The sequence below is a fragment of the Pseudomonas sp. C5pp genome, from assembly GCF_000814065.1.
In the GTDB taxonomy this organism is placed as follows: domain Bacteria; phylum Pseudomonadota; class Gammaproteobacteria; order Pseudomonadales; family Pseudomonadaceae; genus Aquipseudomonas; species Aquipseudomonas asiatica.
Genome location: NZ_JWLN01000090.1, coordinates 1 through 933 on the forward strand (window position 1 = coordinate 1; position 933 = coordinate 933).

Here is a 933-nt window from a genome sequence, read left to right on the forward strand (position 1 = left end):
AGGCGTAAAAAAACCGCCATGTGGCGGTGCAAGTAGGGGGCTCAGTAGGCCCGGTATGGCACGCTGACGTTGACCTGGTACCAGCCGTGGCCGTCATCGCCGATTGTGCTGGCCGAGGCCGCGTAGCACTCGAATGGCCCGGTCGCGTCGCTGTAGAACTCGAAGTGCTGGACCAGCGTGTCGGCGGCCTTGGTGATGGCCAGCGTTCCCTTGTTGCTGGGCACGAACAGCTGAACCATGATGATGCCGGTGCGGCGCACGCATGGGCCGATGCCGACCTCTGGTGTGCTGGAAAGACCAGGAACGTCCGCCAGCCTGGCCCAAATCGGTTTGCCGGCCGGGTCGAACGGACCCTTGGGGTTGTTCGGGTAATCCACAGCATCAGCGGGAATGCCTGCCCACTGCGCCATGCGGCCAGTGACGATGGCCCGGATCTGTTCGAAGGTCATGAGTAGGCCTGCGATACGCTGTTGAACGACACCGCGTAGATGCCGGCGGGTGCCTGCTGGGAGTGCCCATCCTCAAGCGGTACGGCGTATGGGAGGTTGTTCTGGATGAACACCTGTGTGTAAGGCTCAAGCCCGGTCACCACCCTGACGCCCTGCTGGATGGTATCCGAGCCGGTAGGGTCGACATTCGCGCTGCTGGTGTACACAGGCGCGCCCACGCTGACGATGTTGTTGCCACGGAACCGCCCTGTGTCGACGGGCGAACGCAGCACGATCTCGTTGAGCATGGCCAGGGCAATGACGCGCACACGCTGCGTCAGGGCCTCTTCGACCAGGCCGGTGAACAGGCTTGGCGGTGTGCTCCATCCCCTGCTCTTGGCCATGGCTACTTCCTCAGCTGCAATCGGTAGGTGGCTGAAGCCGGGTCGGAGCGCACCGATTTGACCAGGTAGACCACCTGCTTGGAGCGGTCCATCAGGTCGGG

2 protein-coding genes are annotated in these 933 nt (G+C 63.3%); both read right to left on the bottom strand.

Going from position 1 to position 933, the window contains the following annotated elements:
- Nucleotides 1–41: 41 nt before the first annotated feature.
- Complete coding sequence (locus RR51_RS28425; protein WP_039615481.1) at nucleotides 42–449, bottom strand: phage tail terminator-like protein; 408 nt, start codon at nucleotides 447–449, stop codon at nucleotides 42–44.
- Nucleotides 446–832, bottom strand: coding sequence for a hypothetical protein (locus RR51_RS28430; RefSeq protein WP_039615482.1), 387 nt, complete (start codon nucleotides 830–832; stop codon nucleotides 446–448). The genes RR51_RS28425 and RR51_RS28430 overlap by 4 nt, the downstream gene beginning before the upstream one ends.
- Between the last annotated feature and the right edge of the window lie 101 nt (nucleotides 833–933).

What these genes read in the sequence shown, in the direction of transcription:
- RR51_RS28425 (WP_039615481.1), bottom strand. Translation starts at nt 449, where the DNA reads ATGACCTTCGAACAGATCCGGGCCATCGTCACTGGCCGCATGGCGCAG.
- RR51_RS28430 (WP_039615482.1), bottom strand. Translation starts at nt 832, where the DNA reads ATGGCCAAGAGCAGGGGATGGAGCACACCGCCAAGCCTGTTCACCGGC.